Annotated in this window: 16 protein-coding genes; all 16 read left to right on the plus strand. The window is 71.6% G+C overall.

The annotated features are described in order from the left end of the window. Window positions 1-115: 115 nt before the first annotated feature. The 16 genes from tatA to FS825_RS01050 all read left to right on the plus strand — a co-directional run bounded on the left by tatA (window position 116) and on the right by FS825_RS01050 (window position 16,308). Window positions 116-388: a twin-arginine translocase TatA/TatE family subunit gene (gene tatA / locus FS825_RS00980; protein WP_395885255.1), complete on the plus strand. Its 273-nt coding sequence runs from the start codon at window positions 116-118 to the stop codon at window positions 386-388. 194 nt (window positions 389-582) lie between these two features. Then, window positions 583-2,013, plus strand: a complete 1,431-nt coding sequence (locus tag FS825_RS00985; RefSeq protein WP_144710011.1) for an MFS transporter — start codon at window positions 583-585, stop codon at window positions 2,011-2,013. 48 nt (window positions 2,014-2,061) lie between these two features. Next, window positions 2,062-4,230 carry an ATP-dependent Clp protease ATP-binding subunit gene (locus FS825_RS00990; RefSeq protein ID WP_144710013.1) on the plus strand — a complete coding sequence of 723 codons (2,169 nt, stop codon included), beginning with the start codon at window positions 2,062-2,064 and terminating at the stop codon, window positions 4,228-4,230. A 95-nt stretch (window positions 4,231-4,325) separates the two neighbouring features. Then, entirely contained in the window at window positions 4,326-4,880 is a 555-nt protein-coding gene (locus FS825_RS00995) for a DUF2231 domain-containing protein (RefSeq protein WP_144710015.1), read from the plus strand. Window positions 4,881-4,921: 41 nt separating this feature from the next. Then, window positions 4,922-5,044, plus strand: a complete 123-nt coding sequence (locus tag FS825_RS18885) for a hypothetical protein (RefSeq protein ID WP_260980953.1) — start codon at window positions 4,922-4,924, stop codon at window positions 5,042-5,044. 16 nt (window positions 5,045-5,060) lie between these two features. Then, a complete protein-coding gene (locus tag FS825_RS01000; protein ID WP_144710017.1) occupies window positions 5,061-5,714 on the plus strand; it encodes a response regulator transcription factor in 654 nt (217 codons plus the stop codon). Next, window positions 5,711-6,907 carry a sensor histidine kinase gene (locus FS825_RS01005; RefSeq protein WP_144710019.1) on the plus strand — a complete coding sequence of 399 codons (1,197 nt, stop codon included), beginning with the start codon at window positions 5,711-5,713 and terminating at the stop codon, window positions 6,905-6,907. Before FS825_RS01000 ends, FS825_RS01005 begins: the two co-directional genes overlap by 4 nt. Beyond that, window positions 6,904-7,419, plus strand: a complete 516-nt coding sequence (locus FS825_RS01010) for a hypothetical protein (protein WP_144710021.1) — start codon at window positions 6,904-6,906, stop codon at window positions 7,417-7,419. The genes FS825_RS01005 and FS825_RS01010 overlap by 4 nt, the downstream gene beginning before the upstream one ends. Further along, a complete protein-coding gene (locus FS825_RS01015; RefSeq protein ID WP_144710023.1) occupies window positions 7,416-8,501 on the plus strand; it encodes a peptidoglycan-binding protein in 1,086 nt (361 codons plus the stop codon). Before FS825_RS01010 ends, FS825_RS01015 begins: the two co-directional genes overlap by 4 nt. Continuing rightward, complete coding sequence (locus FS825_RS01020) at window positions 8,498-9,178, plus strand: ABC transporter ATP-binding protein (RefSeq protein WP_144710025.1); 681 nt, start codon at window positions 8,498-8,500, stop codon at window positions 9,176-9,178. The genes FS825_RS01015 and FS825_RS01020 overlap by 4 nt, the downstream gene beginning before the upstream one ends. Further along, complete coding sequence (locus tag FS825_RS01025; protein WP_144710027.1) at window positions 9,175-10,368, plus strand: ABC transporter permease; 1,194 nt, start codon at window positions 9,175-9,177, stop codon at window positions 10,366-10,368. Before FS825_RS01020 ends, FS825_RS01025 begins: the two co-directional genes overlap by 4 nt. Window positions 10,369-10,633: 265 nt before the next feature. Then, window positions 10,634-11,959 (plus strand): sugar ABC transporter substrate-binding protein, encoded by a 1,326-nt coding sequence (locus tag FS825_RS01030; protein WP_222126868.1) that lies wholly within the window; start codon window positions 10,634-10,636, stop codon window positions 11,957-11,959. 3 nt (window positions 11,960-11,962) lie between these two features. Next, on the plus strand, window positions 11,963-12,925 hold the full coding sequence (locus FS825_RS01035) for a carbohydrate ABC transporter permease (RefSeq protein WP_144710031.1): 963 nt from the start codon (window positions 11,963-11,965) through the stop codon (window positions 12,923-12,925). A 158-nt stretch (window positions 12,926-13,083) separates the two neighbouring features. After that, window positions 13,084-13,917, plus strand: a complete 834-nt coding sequence (locus FS825_RS01040; RefSeq protein ID WP_260980954.1) for a carbohydrate ABC transporter permease — start codon at window positions 13,084-13,086, stop codon at window positions 13,915-13,917. A 571-nt stretch (window positions 13,918-14,488) separates the two neighbouring features. After that, on the plus strand, window positions 14,489-15,277 hold the full coding sequence (locus FS825_RS01045) for a DeoR/GlpR family DNA-binding transcription regulator (protein ID WP_144710033.1): 789 nt from the start codon (window positions 14,489-14,491) through the stop codon (window positions 15,275-15,277). Further along, window positions 15,274-16,308 (plus strand): 1-phosphofructokinase family hexose kinase, encoded by a 1,035-nt coding sequence (locus FS825_RS01050; protein WP_144710035.1) that lies wholly within the window; start codon window positions 15,274-15,276, stop codon window positions 16,306-16,308. Before FS825_RS01045 ends, FS825_RS01050 begins: the two co-directional genes overlap by 4 nt. Window positions 16,309-16,355: the final 47 nt, after the last annotated feature.

The following is a 16,355-nucleotide window of genomic DNA, read 5'->3' on the forward strand; positions in this document are numbered from 1 at the left end:
CGGGGGCCCGGCCTGTGATTCCCGCGGCGCGGGAGTTACGATGGGGAGACACGGACTTCCGCCGCCCGTGTCGACGACGACACGAGGACGGCGACCAGTTCCAGATCAAGGAGTCATGATGCTCGGAAACCTCGGCGGCGTTCACCTGCTGATCATCCTCGGGATCGTCATCCTGCTGTTCGGCGCGACCAAGCTTCCCGCGCTCGCCAAGGGCCTCGGCCAGTCGATCAACATCTTCAAGAAGGAGATGGGCAACGACGACAAGAAGACCGCCGGCGAACCGGGCGCGCAGAACACCACGGTGCAGAACACGGCGGCCGAGCCGACGCCCCAGCCGGTCGTCAACCCTGGCCCCTCGGTCCAGCCGAACTCGGACTCCCGCAACTAGGACCCCAGCCCCGTCCTGTCGGCAGCCCCCGCGACCACTTCCGGTCGCGGGGGCTTCGTCCTGTCCGAGGTCGGCAGGCGGGGCGGTCCGGGCGACCACTTGGTCGCGGGGGCTTCGTCGTGCCCGTGCATCCGCGGGCAGAGGGGGAGGACGAGGGACACGCTGGCCGTCGCCCGATGCCGCAGGATGAGCACATGACGACCCCGCCACCCGCAGCCCCGGCAGCGGCCACCGCCCCACTCCGCGACGACCGCCGGGTCGTGCTGGTCGTGGCGATCCTGTCGTCGTTCGTCGTCGGACTCGACTCGAGCGTCGTGAACGTGGCGCTCCCCGCCATCCGGGACGAACTCGGCGGTGGACTCGTCGTGCAGCAGTGGACGGTCGACGCCTACCTGGTGACGCTCGGCTCGCTCATCCTCGTCGCCGGGTCGCTGTCCGACCTGTTCGGCCGGGTCCGGATCATCACGTGGGGGCTCGTCGTCTTCGGGATCGCCTCGGTCGGGTGCGCGATCGCACCGTCCGGCGAGGTCCTCATCGTCGCCCGGGCGCTGCAGGGTGTCGGCGGGGCGCTCGTGACGCCGAGCGCACTCGCCCTCATCGTCGCGGCGTTCCGGGGAGCGGCGCAGACGAAGGCGATCGGGACGTGGACGGCGTGGTCGAGCGCGGCGACGATCCTCGGCCCCGTGGTCGGCGGCCTCATCGTGGACGGCATCGGGTGGCGGTGGATCTTCGTGCTGACGGCGGTGCCGATCGCGGTGACGATCCCCCTCGTGCGTCGTATCTCCGCCGAGGTCCGGGTCGGCCCGCACGCCCGGGTCGACGTCGTCGGCGCCGTGCTGGCCGTCCTGGGGGTCGGCGGCGTGGTGCTCGGACTCATCGAGCAGGAGCGGCTCGGGTGGAACGCCCCGGTCGTGGTCGCCGCGTTGGTCGTCGGCGGGATCGCACTCGTGGCGTTCGTCCCGTGGGAGCTGCGCGTGACGCGGGCCCACGGTTCGCCGCTCGTGCCGCTCGAGCTCTTCCGCGCGCGGAACTTCACGGTCGGGAACCTCGCGACGCTGTCGATCTACGGCGCCCTCGGGATGGTGTTCTTCGTGGTGACGCTGTTCCTGCAGGAGGTCTGGCACTTCCCGGCCTGGCTCGCCGGCCTCGCGACGCTGCCTCCGACCGTGATGCTCCTGCTCCTCTCGACCACGGTCGGCGCGTTCGCCGGCCGCTACGGTCCACGGTGGTTCATGGCCGCCGGCCCGACGGTCGCGGCGATCGGGGCGCTCCTGCTCCTGTTGGCCGGGGACGAGCCGGTCGGGTACTGGTGGTCGGTGCTCCCCGGGCTCGTGCTCATCGGCGCCGGGATCGCCCTGATGGTGACGCCCCTGACGAGCGCGGTCCTGGGGTCGGTCCCGCAGTCCGAAGCGGGAGCGGGCTCCGCGGTGAACAACGCGATCGCCCGGATCGCGGGACTCGTCATGGTGGCGCTCGCCGGGGTCGTGCTCGGCGGTGGGGTGAGCGTCGCCGGGCTGCACCGCGGGATGATCGCGATCGCCGTCCTGCTCGTCGCCGGCGCGGTCGTGAGCGCCGTCGGGATCCGCAACCCACGACCGGAATACGCCGCGCCGGACGCAAGTTGAGTGGAGTAGACTCAACTACACGACCACCGCAAGGAAAGGACGGAACGCATGGCGAACCTCCAGGGCGCACCTGACTCGCAAGAGCGACAGAAGACCGCCCTCGAGCAGTACGGCGTCGACCTCACCGCGATCGCCCGCAGCGGCAAGCTCGACCCGGTCATCGGGCGCGATGCCGAGATCCGGCGCGTCAGCCAGGTGCTGACCCGCCGCACCAAGAACAACCCGGTGCTCATCGGGGAACCCGGCGTCGGCAAGACCGCCGTCGTCGAAGGCCTCGCCCAGCGCATCGTCGCGGGCGACGTCGCCGACTCGCTCAAGGACAAGCGACTCGTCTCGCTCGACATGTCAGCCCTCATCGCCGGCGCGAAGTACCGCGGCGAGTTCGAGGAGCGGCTCAAGGCCGTGCTCAAGGAGATCAACGACTCCGACGGGCAGGTCATCACGTTCATCGACGAGCTGCACACCCTGATGGGCGCAGGCGGGGGCGAGGGCTCCGTCGCGGCCTCGAACATGCTCAAGCCGATGCTCGCGCGCGGCGAACTCCGGCTCATCGGTGCGACGACGCTCGACGAGTACCGCGAGTACATCGAGAAGGACGCGGCGCTCGAGCGTCGCTTCCAGCAGGTCTTCGTGGGGGAGCCGAGTGTCGAGGACACGGTGGCGATCCTCCGCGGGCTCAAGGAGCGCTACGAGGCGCACCACAAGGTGACGATCAACGACTCCGCTCTCGTGGCTGCGTCGAGCCTGTCGAACCGGTACATCTCCGGCCGACAGCTGCCCGACAAGGCGATCGACCTCATCGACGAGGCGGCGTCGCGGCTCCGCATGGAGATCGACTCCAGCCCCGTCGAGATCGACGAGCTGAAGCGCACCGTCGATCGGCTGCGTGTCGAGGAGTTCGCGCTCAAGCAGGAGAAGGACGACGCCTCGAAGGCACGGCTGGAGACCCTGCGCGCGGAACTGGCGAGCCGGGAGACCCTGCTCGCCGAACTCGAGCAGCGCTGGCAGGCCGAGCGGTCGAGCCTCAACCGCATCGGTGAGCTGAAGCAGCAGCTCGACGACCTCAACATGCGATCGCAGCGTGCGCAGCGTGAGGCGGACTACGAGCTCGTCTCGCGGATCGAGTACAGCGAGAAGCCCCGGATCGAGGCCGAGCTCGCCGCCGCCGAGCGCGCGGAGAGTGCGGACCGGATGGTGAACGACAGCGTCACCGACGAGGACATCGCCGCCGTGATCGCGCAGTGGACGGGCATCCCGCTCGGCCGCCTGCTGCAGGGGGAGACCGAGAAGCTCCTGCACCTCGAGAACGAGCTCGGTCGACGGATCATCGGGCAGCGCACCGCGGTGTCGACCGTGTCGGAAGCCGTCCGTCGCACCCGCGCCGGCATCTCCGACCCGGACCGCCCGACGGGCTCGTTCCTGTTCCTCGGCCCCACCGGCGTCGGCAAGACCGAGCTGGCCAAGGCGCTCGCCGAGTTCCTGTTCGACGACGAGAAGGCCCTCGTCCGCATCGACATGAGCGAGTACGGCGAGAAGCACTCGGTCGCGCGGCTCATCGGTGCGCCTCCGGGGTACATCGGGTACGAAGCCGGTGGACAGCTCACCGAGACCGTCCGGCGTCGCCCGTACTCCGTGGTGCTGCTCGACGAGATCGAGAAGGCGCACCCCGAGGTCTTCGACGTCCTGCTGCAGGTGCTCGACGACGGGCGCCTGACCGACGGTCAGGGTCGGACGGTCGACTTCCGGAACACGATCCTCATCCTGACCTCGAACCTCGGTTCGCAGTTCATGACGGACCAGTCGATCTCCGACGTCCAGCGTGAGGAGGCGGTGCGCGAGCTCGTGCAGCAGGCCTTCCGGCCCGAGTTCATCAACCGCCTCGACGACATCGTCGTGTTCCAGGCGCTCACCGAGGAGGACCTCGGCCAGATCGTGTCGCTCTACGTCGACCGGCTCGCCCGTCGACTGACGGACCGCCGGCTCGAGCTCGCGGTCACGCCGGATGCCCGGTCCTGGCTCGCCGAGCGCGGGTACGACCCGGTGTACGGGGCGCGTCCGCTGCGGCGGCTCATGCAGCGGCAGATCGACGACCGGCTCGCCCGGGCGATCCTGTCGGGTGAGGTCCGCGACGGGGACACCGTGCGGGTCGACGTCGCCGCCGGTGGCGACGAGCTGGTCGTCGAGCCGTTCGAGCTGGCGGAGATCGTCGAGGAGTAGCGCTGGTCCCGTCGAGGGGGGGGGGGGGCGGCGGACGGGAGGCGCGGTGCCGGTGCCTGGGACCGGCTCGGCCACGCCGGGCTAGCGTCCAGGGCATGCCTGAACTCCGCCTGTTCCGTCGCCTCACCGAGACCGTCGAGCACGCCAGCGTGCTCGACAAGGCCGTCGACATCGACCGCGCCGTCGTCAACGCCCTCGCGAAGCCGAAGGCCCTCCGCCAGCTGCTGCACGGTGTGCCGTTCGGACACCCCCTGCACCCGCTCATGGTGCAGGTTCCGCTCGGGGCGTGGATCTCGGCGGCGGTCCTCGACCTGCTCGGCGGGAAGGGCAACGCGAAAGCGGCGAAGACCCTCGTGGGCGTCGGGCTCGTGTCCGCGAGCAGCGCCTCGGTCGCCGGGTACGTCGACTGGTCCGAGCTCGACCGCGAGCAGCTCCGGACGGGCTGGGTGCACCAGGCGGTGAACTGGGCGGGCATCTCGCTGTACGGACTGTCGTGGCTGCAGCGGAAGCGCGGGAACCACGGCGCCGGGAAGCTGCTCGGGTTTGCCGGGCTGACGATCGTCGGCGTCGGTGGGTACCTCGGCGGCCACCTGGCGTACCGGCAGCGCGCGGGTGTCAGCCGCAGCGGTGAGGTGCCGTTCGACGCCTGATCGTTACACCGGCGATACACCAGATGCGGAATGCTGGTGGCATGGAGCACCACAGCATCCACACAATCCCCCTCGCCGTCGTACCCGGCCCCGGCGGGGTCGAGTTCGTGATCCGCATCGACGAGCACGCCGGCCAGGTCCACATCGACCCGGCCGTCGGCTAGACAGCGACGGCCGCGCGTGCGCGTCCTCGTCGTCGACGACGAGATCGCCCTCGCCGACCTGGTCGCGAAGGGCCTGACCCGGCAGGACATGGCCGTGGACGTCGCGTACCGCGGCGACCATGCGGACGAACTCCTGGCGGTGAACGACTACGACGTCGTCGTGCTCGACCGGGACGTCCCCGGACTCCACGGCGACGAGGTGGCCCGGCGTCTCGCGGGGCGCGGGAGCCTCACCCGGATCATCATGCTCACGGCCGCGACGACGCTGTCCGACCGGGTGCACGGGCTCGAGCTCGGGGCCGACGACTACCTCGCGAAGCCGTTCGAGTACCCCGAGCTCGTCGCACGGGTCCGGGCTCTCGGGCGGCGCAGCGTGGCTCCGGTCGCACCCGTGCTCGAGCGCAGCGGCCTGCTCGTGGACACGAACCGGCGGATCGCCACGAGGGACGGCCGACCGCTCGACCTCACGTCGAAGGAGCTCGGCGTGCTCGAGACGCTGCTGCGTGCGGACGGGCGCATCGTCCCGGCGGAAGAGCTCCTCGAGAAGGTCTGGGACATGAACATCGACCCGTTCACCGCGGCGGTGCGGGTGACGATGTCGAAGCTCCGCCGGAAGCTCGGCGAGCCCGATCCGATCCGGACGGTGCCGGGTCAGGGCTACGCGCTGTGATCCGGGCACGTCGGACCTGGAGCATCCGGGCCCGGACGGCCGTGGTGTTCGCCCTCGCGGCGATGGCGCTCGCATCCGGCGTCGTCGTGTTCTCGAACCTGATGTCCCAGGCGGGCCTCGGGTCGGAACTCGCGATGGCCGTCCAGACGAGCGAGGCCGCCGCCGGGGACGTCTCCGCACCGGCGACCGGGCCGGGACGCGCCGGCGGTGAGCGCGCCAGCGTCGCGGTGGTGCGGGCCGTCGCGACGCAGCAGTGGCAGTGGTCGGCGATCGGGGTCGCCGGCGCGGGGGCGGTCGCCGGCGGGGTCGGCTGGCTCCTCAGCCGTCGGATGCTCCGCCCGATCGACCGGATCACGGCGACCGCGAACCGGATCACCGCGTCGAACCTGCACGAGCGCATCGACCTCGGCGGACCGGACGACGAGCTCCGCCGGCTGTCCCGGACGATCGACGACCTGCTCGACCGGTTGCAGACCGCTTTCGAGAGCCAACGCCGGTTCGTCGCCCAGGCGTCGCACGAGCTCCGGACCCCGCTCGCCGTCCAGCGGGCAGCGGTGCAGATCGGCCTGCACGACGGCGCCGACCCCGACGACGTCCGGACCACCCGGGACGAACTGCTCGAGCAGAACCGGCGCACCGAGCACCTCGTCGAGTCGCTCCTCGTCCTCGCCGAGGCCGATCGGGGCTTCGTGGGTGACGGGAGCGCGGTGGACCTGGCGGCGCTCGCCGACGACGTGCTGGCGGGCGCGGCGGGAACCGCGCACGAGGCGGGCGTGCAGCTGGTGCACGAGGGGGGAGTCGTGCCTCCAGACCGACTCCTGCTCGGCGAACCGACGCTCGTCCGGCAGCTCCTCGTCAACCTCGTCGGCAACGCCGTCGAGTACAACGAACCGGGTGGGTTCGTCCGGGTCCGCACGCGTGCCGACGGGTTCGTCGTCGAGAACTCCGGTCCGGTCGTGCCGCCCGAGGAAGCGCCGATGCTCGTCGAGCCCTTCCGACGGTGCGCTCCCGTGCCGTCCGGCACCCGGCACAGCGGCCTCGGGCTCTCGATCGTCGCGTCGATCGTGCAGGCGCACGGATGGCAGCTCGAGGTCGTCGCGCGATCCGGGGGCGGGCTCCGCGTCGGTGTTTCGTCCGTGCAACCCGACGTGGACGGGGGCCGAAACAGCCGGTCCGCTGTGCTGGGGTCATGACGCACACAACGACCACGACGACCACCCGCCGGACCCGCACGCTCGTCGCCCTCGCGACGCTCCTGCTCTTGCCGGGCGCGCTCACCGCGTGCTCCGGCGGCACCCCTGACGACCACGAGACGAAGCCCGCCGGCGCCGGCGCTGGTGCGACCACCGCATCCTGCATGCGGGACAAGGGCTACGACATGGACGACCCCTCCACGTCCGACGGCGGCATGAAGGTGTCGATCCCGGACGGCGTCGACAAGGAGCAGTGGCAGGAGGACATGGACGCGTGCCTGGGTGACGACGGCGGCGCCGGCGGGAGCGGCATGGCGAAGCCCGCCCCGGGCGTCGACGCGAAGTCCGGGCAGGTCGCGAAGTGCATCCGGGACGCCGGGTTCTCCGACTACCCGGACGACATGGACGCTCGGTCGAAGTACCGGGCGGCGGACCAGGACGCGTTCGAGACCGCCGCGCAGGAGTGCAGCGACGAAGCGTTCGGTGACGACGCGACCGGAGCGACCCGGTGACCGCCCGCAAGCGGCACCGAGCGACGATCGCGGGTGCGGCCATCGTGGCGACGCTCGCGATCGGTGCCGGTACCTGGGCGGTCGTCGATCCGTCAGTGCGCGCGTCGGCGTCGGCCGGTCGGCACGCGGACGGCGACAGCGAGCGCGGCGGAGGCCGTGCCGCGGGGGCGCAGTCGGCGACGGCGACCGTCGACCGGGGGGACCTGACCGACTCCAAGGTGTTCGCCGGGACCCTCGGCTACGGCGCCGCCCGCGGTGTCCCCGGAGCCGCCCAGGGCACGCTCACCTGGCTCCCGGAGCCCGGGCAGGTGATCCACCGGGACGACTTCCTCTACGCCGTCGACGAGCGCGGGGTGCGGTCGATGCACGGGACCGTGCCGGTCTGGCGGTCGCTCGAGCGCGGTCGCAAGGGGACCGACGTCCACCAGCTGAACGCGAACCTGGCCGCGCTCGGGTACGACGTCTCGGTCGACGACACGTTCGGTCCGCGCACGCAGCGGGCCGTCCGGCAGTGGCAACGGGACCGCGGCCACGAGCGGACGGGGGTGCTCACCGCGCGGGACATCGCGTTCGTGGACGGGGACGTCCGGGTCGGGACCGTCGGCGGGAAGCTCGGGCAGCCGTCCGGCGGGGACGTCGTCACGGTGACGAGCACGAAGCGCATCGTCACCGCGACGGTGTCGCAGCGCGAAGCCGAGCGGCTGGCGGTCGGCACGAAGGTCCAGGTCCGCATCAACGGCGCCGGTGCCCCGATGCCCGGCTCCGTCACGGGCGTGCAGCCGAGCACGGGCGAGGACGCCGGTTCGAAAGTGGACGTCGAGGTCTCCTTCGAAGCGGGGGACCGGAAGCTGCCCGCGGCCGCCTCGGCGCAGATCGACGCGACCGGTGTCACGGAGCGCGACGTCCTGTCCGTTCCGATCGCCGCACTCGTCGCGGGGAGCGGCGGCCGGTACGCCGTCGACGTGGTGCGCCGCGACGGCACGACGAAGCGCGTCCGGGTCGAGACGGGGCTCGTGGCCGACGGTCGGGTGGCGGTCACCGGCGGCGTCGCCGAGGGCGACCGTGTGGTGGTGCCCCGGTGAGCGGCGCGGTCCTGTCCCTCCGGGACGTCACGAAGACGTACGGCGAGGTCGGTGCGCTCCGCGGGGTGTCGCTCGAGGTCCGCGCCGGGGAGCTCCTGGCCGTGGTCGGGCCGTCCGGCTCGGGCAAGTCGACCATGCTCAACATCACGGGCACGCTCGACCGCCCGACGTCCGGCACCGTGACGGTCGCCGGGAACGACGTGGGCGGCCTGTCCGACGACCGGTTGTCGCGGCTGCGCGCCGACCACATCGGGTTCGTCTTCCAGCACTTCCACCTGCAGCCCGGAGCCACCGCGGCCGAGAACGTCGCCGACGGCCTGCTGTACGCGGGCGTCGGGCGGCGGGAACGGCACCGACGGGCGGAGGCCGCGCTGGACCGGGTCGGCCTCGGCCGCCGCGTGGACCACCGGCCGAACCAGCTCTCCGGCGGTGAGAAGCAGCGCGTGGCGATCGCCCGGGCCATCGTCGGTGACCCGACCATCCTCCTCGCCGACGAGCCGACCGGCGCGCTCGACTCCGCGTCGGGTGCAGCGGTGCTCGCACTCCTCCGCGACCTGAACGCCAGCGGCACGACCGTGGTCGTCATCACGCACGACCTGGCGCTCGCCGCGTCCCTGCCGCGGCGCGTCCGGATGCGGGACGGACTGGTCGAGGGCGACGAGCGGAGCGGGCGGTGACCGCCGGCGGCCACCGCGGCGTCGGCGCGACGGACCTGCTGCGGCTCGGGGTGTTCGGTCTGCGCACCCGTCCCGCGCGGGTCGTCCTGTCCGCGCTCGGCATCGCGATCGGCATCGCGGCGATGATCTCCGTCGTCGGGATCTCGTCCTCGAGCAAGGCGAAGGTCGACCAGGTGCTCGACGCGCTCGGCACGAACGTCCTCACCGTCACGCCGGCCCAGGGGTTCGTCGAACAGCGACCGCTGCCGTCCACGGCGCTCGAGTCCGCGGTGCGGCAGGACGAGGTGCAGCGGGCAGCGGCCGTGGGCACGGTGGCCGACGCTGCCGTGTACCGGAACGAGTTCGTGCCCGCGCCGGAGACGAAGGGCATCGGCGTGATGGCGGCGTGGGGCGACGTCCCGTCGGTGCTCGGCGGATCACTCGCCTCCGGCCGGTGGATCGACTCCTCGCCCGGAGCGGCGCCGCAGGTCGTGCTCGGCGCGGACGCCGCGGCGGCGCTCGGGATCGAGGACGTCCGTGCCGACTCACGCGTGTGGATGGGCGGGCAGTGGGTGCAGGTCGTCGGGGTCCTCGAGCCGGTGGCGCTCGCGGACGACCTCGACGGCCGGGTCTTCGTACCCCGCGGCCTCGCGGCCGACCTCGGGTTCGACGGGGCGCCGACCGTCGTGTACGCCCGCGTCGACCCGGAGCGGGTCGAACGTGCGCGGGACGTCCTCGCGAACGCGATCAGTCCGGGGCGTGCGCGCGACGTCGGGGTGACCCGTCCGTCCGATGCGCTCGCCGCCAAGAACGCGACGGACGACTCGTTCACCGGGTTGCTCGTCGGGATCGGCGGGGTCGCGCTGCTGGTCGGCGGCATCGGGGTCGCGAACACGATGGTGATCACGGTGCTCGAGCGACGCGCCGAGGTCGGGGTGCGTCGCGCGCTCGGAGCCCGGCGGCGGAACATCCGCGACCAGTTCCTGGTCGAGTCGCTGCTGCTCTCGTTCCTCGGTGGGGTCGCCGGCGTCGTCATCGGCGTCGGGGTCACGATCGTGTTCGCCCTGGCCCAGGGGTGGCCGATCGCGATCCCGGTCTGGGCGGTGGCCGGCGGACTCGGAGCGACCGTGGTGATCGGTGGGGTGTCCGGGCTCTACCCGGCGGCGCGCGCTGCGCGCATCCCACCGACGTCAGCGCTGGCTGCGGTCTGAGACGTCAGCGATGGCGGACGGGAGGCGCGGTGCGGGCTGGCACCGTGCCTCCCGTCCACCGTCGGTGCGGGTGCTGATCATGCCTGGTCATGACCAGTTCCGTCAAGCATCTGCGGTGATCCGTTCGACATCCGTGATCCCCCGGAAACATGCGGATCACAACCGTCCACAAGGGTCGGATCGATGCTTGACAACGCGACCCCGAAGGTCTTCACTTGCCCAATACGCAACGTCCTTTCATAAAGGTCGGACCAAGGGAGTCAACGTGACACGCACGCGTTTCGCCGCACTCGGTGCGCTCGCCCTCGCAGGCGCGCTCGCCCTCACCGGGTGCTCCGCCGGAAGCAACGGAGCTTCCGACGGCGGCACGAAGTCCATCGGGACCCCCGATGGCAAGGGCAAGACACTCACCGTCTGGATCATGAACGGCGACCTCAGCCCGAAGATCCTCGACGTCGCCGAGAAGCAGTTCACCAAGGCCACCGGCGCCAAGGTGAAGCTGCAGCTCCAGCAGTGGGACGGGATCACCACCAAGCTCACGACGGCGCTCGCGCAGAAGAACGCCCCGGACGTGGTCGACCTCGGCAACACGCAGGTGCCGGTGTACGCGGCGACCGGTGGCCTGATGGACCTCTCGCCCTACAAGAAGGAACTGCAGGGCGGGCAGACGTGGCTCTCCGGTCTCGAAGGCCCGGCCACGGTCGACGGCAAGCTCTACGGGGCACCGCTCTTCGCCGGCAACCGCGCCGTGATCTACAACAAGAAGGTGTGGGCCGACGCCGGGGTGACCGGCGTGCCGACGACGTACGACGAGCTCACCGCGGACCTCGACAAGGTCAAGGCGAAGAACCCGCAGTCGGACTTCTCCGCGTTCTACATGCCAGGGCAGTACTGGTACGGCGGGCTACAGTGGGTGTGGGACGCCGCCGGCCAGATCGCGACCGAGAAGGACGGCAAGTGGAAGGGCACGATCGACTCCGCTGACGCCGTCAAGGGGCTGACCGCGTGGAAGGACTTCCAGAACGCGTACTCCGCGAAGTCCACGCAGGACATCAACACCGACAAGCCGGCCGAGTCCGACATCTTCGCGCAGGGCAACACCTCGGCGATCCTCGGGTCGGCGTGGGAGATCGGGTCGATCACGACGGCGAAGCCCGAGCTGAAGGACCAGATCGGCACGTTCGCGATGCCGTCCCAGACGGAAGGCAAGACCCAGCCCGTGTTCCTCGGCGGCTCGGACCTCGGCATCCCGTCGAAGTCGGCGAACCAGGACCTCGCGCTGTACTACACGAAGATCCTGACCTCGAAGAAGTTCCAGCAGGACCAGGTCTTCGGGGTGGACGGCTGGGAACCGAACTCGACGCAGCTGCTCGATGCCGTCGCCGGTGACGTGGACGAACTCCACAAGCCGTACTTCGCCGCCGCCTCGACGAGCCGTCCGACGCCGGCCACGCCGGGCTGGGCGACGATCGAGGGCGACTCGACCTTCCAGACGATGTTCGCCGACGTCGCCACCGGTCGGAAGACGCCGGAGCAGGCGGCCGAGGGCTTCTCGAAGCACCTCACGTCCGCGCTCAACGCGCAGCAGTAGTCCATGACCTCCACCACGGAGCGGGTGTCCGGTCCGGCTTCGGCCGGGCCGGGCACCCGGCGTCGTCGGCCGATCACGTCGTCCAGGGCGCCGCTGGTGCTGCTGGCGCCCGCGGCGATCCTGCTCCTCGCGCTCGTCGTGTACCCGCTGGTCCGCCTGGTCGTGATCTCGTTCCAGGACTACGGGCTGCGGGCGATCTTCACCGGGCAGGCCGGGTTCGCCGGGCTGACGAACTACACGAACGTCCTCACCGACGCGAGCTTCTGGCCGGTCATCCTCCGGACGATCCTCGTCACCGGGGCGATGGTCGTCGGGACGATCGGCATCGGCATGGCGGTGTCGCAGCTGCTCACGCGGCTCGGCGTCGCGATGCGCACGGTCGTGAGCGTCGTGCTCGTGCTCGCGTGGGCGATGCCGAACGTGGCGTCGAGCCTGGTGTGGCAGTGGCTGTTCCAGCCGTTCTACGGCGTGCTCAACTGGCTCATCACCCAGCTCGGCGTGTTCGGCGACCACACGCAGGACAACTGGGCGTCGAGCCCCGGACAGGCGCTCACCATCGTCCTGTCGCTCGTGATCTGGCAGGCGGTGCCGTTCGTCGCGCTGACCCTCTACGCCGCGCAGTCGCAGATCGCGCCCGAGTACTACGAAGCCGGGTCGCTCGACGGGGCATCGGCGTGGGCCATGTACCGGTCGATCACGCTGCCGGCGCTCGTGCCGACGCTGCTGCTCGTGACGATCCTCTCGGTGATCTGGGACTTCAACGTGTTCAACCAGATCTGGCTGCTCACCAAGGGCGGCCCGGAGGACACCACGCTCACGCTCGGCATCTGGACGTTCGTGAAGTCCTTCGTCTCGAACGCGTACGGGCAGGGCGCGGCGATCGCCGTCATCTCGACGGTGATCCTCGGCGCGCTCACCAGCTACTACATCCGCCGGCTCGTCCGGAGCGGGGAGGAGGACCTGTGACGACGACCACGACCCCCGGGGTGACCGGGGCAGCAGGACCGAGCGGGCCGACCGGTGCTGCGGGGGCGACCGGGGATTCCGGGGCCACGTCGCTGTCAGGGCGGGCCGACGTGGCGGGCGGGGGACGCGCCTCCAGGGCTGGTCGACCAGCGTCCGCGGTGCGTGCGCGCAGGCGGAAGCCGCGCGTCCTGGCGAACACGATCGCGGTCGTGTTCTGCCTGGTGTGGGTGTTCCCGATCTACTGGATGGTGAACACGGCGTTCAAGCCCTCGGACGAGGTCACGACGCTGACGCCGATCTGGCTGCCGCTCCGCCCGACGCTCGAGAACTTCATGCGAGCGCTCACGCAGGACGGCTTCCTGACGTACCTGCGGAACTCCGCGATCGTCGTGGTGGCCGCCGTGCTGCTGTCGATCGTGGTCGGGTTCCTGGCGTCGGCGGCGCTGTCGCGCTTCCGGTTCCGTGGCCGTCGAGCGATCCTCGTGGCGATCCTGTTCGTGCAGATGATCCCCTCGGGGGCGCTCCTCATCCCGCTGTTCCTGTCGTTCCAGACGCTCGGGCTGCTCAACAGCTACATCGGCCTGATCCTGGCGTACGTCGCGAGCGTGCTGCCGTTCTCGATCTGGGTCATGCGCGGGTTCTTCGTCGCGGTGCCGATCGAGATCGAGGAAGCGGCGAAGGTCGACGGCGCCGGGACCTTCCGGATCCTGTGGAGCGTCCTGTTCCCGCTCGTGATGCCGGGGGTCATCGCGACGAGCGTGTTCGCGTTCATCGCGGCGTGGAACGACTACCTGACCGCGTACGTGATGCTCAAGGACCAGGGGATGTACACGCTGCCGGTGTGGCTCGCCGGGTTCTCGACGAACAAGGGAACGGACTTCGGCGGGCTCATGGCGGCCTCGGTGCTGTTCTCGATCCCCGTCGTGGTGTTCTTCCTCATCGTGCAGCGGCGGCTCGTGAGCGGTATGACGGCGGGGGCCGTGAAGGGCTGAGTCCCGCGGCGTGCCGACGTCCGGCGCCCCGATCCGCTGCGGTGGGTCGGGGCGTCGTCGTCGTGTGCGGAGGTGGTCGGGCGGGGCGCGGGGGCGCCGGGGCCGGGCGGGCTGGGGTGGCGGCCGGGGCCAGGCGGGTGGGGTGGCGGATGCCGAGCGGGCGGCCGGCGGATGCCGAGCGGGCGGAACACGCCGCTCGTGTTCGGCGAACGGGCGGAACCGGTCGCCTGCTGGCGTCGTGCGTGCCAGAAATCGCCCGCTCGGCGGGCCGGGGCGGCCGAGGATGCGCGATCGCCGCTGGAGTTCGTCGGACCTCGGGCTGCGGGGTCGGGCGGCGGGTGGGCGGCGAGCGGGCGGGACACGCCGCTCGTGTTCGGCGAACGGGCGGAACCGGTCGCCGGCCAGGCGCGAGCGTGACGGATATTGCCCGCTCGGTGGGGCCGGCGGGCGGGCGGGCGGGGGCGGGCCGCCGCGCGCCTTCGGTTGTGTTGGTTTCGGGGTGAAACGGTTGCGAATGTGTGGGGATCGGCCGTACTCTTCTCGAAACCCACGGGAACGAAGGAGTTCGGGCATGTACGCAACCGAGCGGCAAGACGCCATCGCCGCCGCGCTGCACGCGGCAGGGCGGGTCTCCGTCGCCGATCTGGCCGAGCACTTCGACGTCACGACCGAGACGGTGCGCCGCGACCTCGACCTGCTCGAGTCCGCCGGTCTCCTCCGCCGGGTGCACGGCGGCGCGGTGCCCGTCGGACGGTCCAGCGTGGTCGAGCTCTCCGTGGCCGAGCGCGAGGGGCAGCACAACTCCGCGAAGGCCGCCATCGCCCGGGCCGCGATGCGCCTGGTCCCGCCGACCTTCACCGGCTCGATCGCCCTCGACGCCGGCACGACCTGCGCTGCCGTCGCCGCCGAACTCGCCCGGTGGGAGCCCGCCACCGCCGGAGCGACCATCACGGTGATCACGAACTCGGTGCCGATCGCCAGCACGCTGCAGCACAGCGAGCACGTCGAGCTGCACCTGCTCGGCGGTCGCGTCCGCGGTGTGACGAGCGCCGCGGTCGGGACGGCGACGGTCGAGCAGATCGGCGCCCTCCGGCCCGACATCGCGTTCGTCGGCACGAACGGCCTCTCCGCCGGCTTCGGGCTGAGCACCCCGGACGAGTACGAGGCGGCGGTCAAGGGCGCGTACGTCCTGGCCGCCCGCCGCAGCGTGGTCCTCGCCGATGCCGCCAAGCACGGGGTGGAGGCGCTCATGCGCTTCGCCCGGCTGGACGAGATCGACACGATCGTCACGGACGAGGCTCCTCCGGTCGACCTCGCCGGGGCGCTGGCCGACGCCGACGTCGAGGTGGTCGTGGCATGAGCGCGAACACGAGCACGAACACCGGCACGAACGTCAGCACGAGCACCCGGATCGTCACGGTCACGCCGAACCCGAGCCTCGACCGCACCATCGAACTCGCCGGGGAACTCCAGCGCGGCGCGGTTCAGCGAGCGACACGGAGCACCGCCGAACCCGGCGGCAAGGGCGTCAACGTCTCCCGAGTCGTCGTCGCGAGCGGCGGCGACACCGTGGCCGTCCTGCCCGGGGACGAGCACGACCCCGTACTGCTCGGCCTCGCGACCCGCGGGATCCCGACCGCCGCGCTGCCGATCGGTGCCCCGCTCCGCTCGAACGTCACCGTCACCGAGCCGACCGGCACCACGACGAAGCTCAACGAACCGGGGCCCTCGCTCGCCGGACGCCTCGACGACCTCGCCGCCCTCGTCGCCGACACCGCCGGCCCGACCGCGACCGGACCCGCCGCGCGCTGGGTCGTCCTCGCGGGCTCCCTGCCGCCGGGGCTCCCCGACGACGCCCTCGCCGTCCTCGTGCGGGCCGTCCGGGAACGCCACGGTGACGCCGTCCGCGTCGCGGTCGACTCGTCCGGCGTGCCGTTCACCGCGCTGCTGCAGTCCGGCGAACGGATCGACCTGGTCAAGCCCAACGCCGAGGAACTCGCCGAGGTCGTCGGGGGAGACCCCGAGCTGTACGAGCGGGACGTCGACGCCGCGGTGGCCGCCGCCGAGCGACTCCGCGACCGGAACGTCGGCACCGTCCTGCTGACCCTCGGCAGCGCCGGCGCGGTGCTCGTCACCGACGAGGGCAGCTACGTCGCCGCCGCCCCGGTCATCACCGCCCGGTCGACGGTCGGCGCGGGAGACTCCTCGCTCGCCGGCTACCTGCTCGCCGAGGTCGCGGGCGCTCCACCCGAACGGCGCCTCGCTCAGGCCGTCGCCACCGGAGCCGCGGCCGCAGCGCTGCCCGGCAGCGACGTGCCCGCCCTCGACCACACCGACCCCGACGGCATCACCGTCCGGACGCTCACCCCCGCAGCGCCCGAACGCGCCTGACACCCCTTCCCCGAACACCGCTCGTCCCGCGCCCGTGGCGCCATTGC

The organism is Curtobacterium pusillum, assembly GCF_007680845.1.
GTDB classification, from domain to species: Bacteria; Actinomycetota; Actinomycetes; order Actinomycetales; family Microbacteriaceae; genus Curtobacterium; species Curtobacterium pusillum_B.